This is a genomic window from Bacillus sp. PPSBB_11, assembly GCF_038023285.1.
Lineage (GTDB): Bacteria > Bacillota > Bacilli > Bacillales > Bacillaceae > Bacillus > Bacillus altitudinis.
The window spans coordinates 830,778-833,089 of record NZ_CP150633.1 but is presented as its reverse complement, the minus strand read 5'-3'; the positions used below and the strand labels follow the sequence as shown (position 1 = coordinate 833,089).

The 2,312-nt window shown below is 47.4% G+C and carries 6 protein-coding genes; all 6 read left to right on the top strand.

Features of this window, described 5'->3' with window-relative positions; genetic code table 11:
- The coding region (locus V7L95_RS04230) for a hypothetical protein (RefSeq protein ID WP_340968203.1) at window positions 1-191 on the top strand (191 nt) is incomplete at its 5' end.
- Window positions 188-586: a hypothetical protein gene (locus V7L95_RS04225; RefSeq protein WP_340968200.1), complete on the top strand. Its 399-nt coding sequence runs from the start codon at window positions 188-190 to the stop codon at window positions 584-586. The genes V7L95_RS04230 and V7L95_RS04225, both read left to right, overlap by 4 nt.
- Window positions 570-938, top strand: a complete 369-nt coding sequence (locus V7L95_RS04220; protein ID WP_340968198.1) for a hypothetical protein — start codon at window positions 570-572, stop codon at window positions 936-938. The genes V7L95_RS04225 and V7L95_RS04220 overlap by 17 nt, the downstream gene beginning before the upstream one ends.
- A 1-nt stretch (window position 939) precedes the next feature.
- The gene (locus V7L95_RS04215) at window positions 940-1,326 is read left to right on the top strand and encodes a hypothetical protein (protein WP_340968196.1); all 387 of its coding nucleotides are present in this window, start codon (window positions 940-942) and stop codon (window positions 1,324-1,326) included.
- Window positions 1,313-2,128, top strand: a complete 816-nt coding sequence (locus tag V7L95_RS04210; RefSeq protein ID WP_340968194.1) for a hypothetical protein — start codon at window positions 1,313-1,315, stop codon at window positions 2,126-2,128. Before V7L95_RS04215 ends, V7L95_RS04210 begins: the two co-directional genes overlap by 14 nt.
- Window positions 2,125-2,312, top strand: a 188-nt coding sequence (locus V7L95_RS04205) for a hypothetical protein (protein ID WP_340968192.1), incomplete at its 3' end; no start/stop codon positions are given. The genes V7L95_RS04210 and V7L95_RS04205, both read left to right, overlap by 4 nt.

Below are 2,312 nucleotides of genomic sequence, written 5' to 3'. Positions count from 1 at the left end.
TTTACGTGAAATGGGACGGAGACGACTGGACGAACGATAACCAAACCGTTGCGATTAATGAAAACACGGGAGATTTATTCGTTGTGATAAGCGAGGAAACTACCGCCGAAGATCATTTCGAACACACACTAACGGAAGAGAATAGGGATGCGTTTTGGAAAACACTTAATCTGATGGAGGCGCTAAAATGAAGCCGGAAATCACGAAAGAGCAGGCGGAAGCTATCGAGTTTCTACGTAAGAACTATGACGACAATAGGATACTAGAAATATACGTCCATGAAAGCATCGGTCATACGAATCAGATGCACTGTCATAGTTGCGGATCTTTATGCGAATTTGAACTAATCGAACTCGCAGCCGCATTAATCAACGGATATGAGATCGAAAAGTCGCCGGAGCAAAAGGTGCGGGAGCATTACGAAAAACTGGCCGCTAAAAGACGATATGTTCCCGGCTGTATTGACGAAATTAAAGTTTATACGGAAATGGATGCGATTAGACGCACGCTTGATATGCTCGGAATCGAGATCGATTTTGTAAACGTCAGACGTGAGGAGGCTGAGGCGAATGGCTTCGGATACTAAACCCATCGAAAAATGGACGGCACACGACTTCATCGCTTATTTGCACGAACGCCACCCCGAAGTCTACGGCATTAAGTACGTCGCCAATAATCGCGGCATGGAAGCGCGGAATCTAAAGACGATGATCGGCGAATATGGGGCGGATATTGTACGGGACTTCATCGACGCGTGCTTTGCGGCTAAGAAGCCGACGGCTCAATGGCCCGGTTGCAACTTCGGCTTTATGTTTTCGTATATGCGAGATCGGCACCTTCCGCCGTTACTCGTAAAGCAAAAGACGGCTAAACAGTCGGAGGAAGACGATCAAAGGGCGGCTGCGCAGTCGCAAATAAACTACGGGGAGTTGTTTTAGTATGGCGTGCAGACTTTGCGAAGAACGCGGAAAGTCATGGATGGGCGATGATCCGATGTGTGCGTTTGAAAACGGGACTTTCTCGGAGGACAATTGGGCTTGCGCGACTATGAGTAAATTACGTGAAATAGCGCATAAGCATAGCGTCGTTACTCGTTGTGATATGTCGGCGGGAACATTCGGATATGTTCGAGTTGATAACGACTATGCTCCAGAAACATACGAAGGTACAGGCGGTTATATTGCGATGGCATGGTATAAGAACCGAGGACGCGTCGGAAATGCCGTTTTCATGACCGACGAAGCAACGATGCCCCTTACGATTGAACACGCAGAAATCGCGATTAAAACATACGAAAAGGAGCTGGAACATTATGACGAAATATAAGACGGAGAAACGTAAGGCAGAAGTAGGCGAACGTATCTTGATTACGAATGTAAGTGTGGTGGAGACACGCTATGAAAACGGAGCAGTGCTCCTCGTGGACTCATTGCGTGGCGACGGCGCGGTACATGATGACCTCGGGCGCCTTGTATACCATGATGAATACGAAGTCATCGTCGGTGAACAAACGCACGCACCGAATCTTGACGAGATGGACTATGACGAATTAATTGCGCTAGTTGAGGACGTAGTGAAGGCGCTAAAAACACGGTCGTATAAGAACGGCTACGATCAAGGACGTTTTGATGCGGAAATTGAGGCGGCGCATGGCACGTATGAGAAGTCCGATCAGCAGAAACGAGATGAGATCGTAGAGCAGGCGGAGGAAGACGTTAGGAAATTGCTCGACAGCGCCAACGGATATGATCACGAATTTATTGTTAACAGCGCTAAAAAAGCAGTCGTGTATCTGAGGAAGGTGGCTGGAAGAACGAGTGTAGGTCTTAGAGGAATCGCCAAATGCGCTCCTGACGACTGCTTCAACGTACACATCGGCAAGGCTATTGCGTTGAGACGTGCGTTGAGACACGAAGTGCCAGCGGAATACCTAAACGTGCCGCAGCCGACAGAAGTACGTGTGGGTGACGTTGTGAGAGGACGAACGGCACTTAGTATGGATACGTATGAAGAAACGGTAGAGGAAATTGCAGGCGGTAAATACAAATATATCGGAGGAGATTTCGATTATACAGAAGATGCTGATCTCGTAGTCATCGACGATTCGAGAGCGGGTGAGGGCGAATGAAAACGGTGAATGTACGATACTTCAAAACTAGCGGTAAATATTATACGGATGAGACGATCGAAATTTCGGAGACGTTAAACGGATATGAGGCACTATTTGAAGAAATACCGAAGCATCATCGAATTAAAGAAATGATCATGGCGGTTTCAGATAGCGGCGACGGAAAAGAACCGTTTATTGTTCC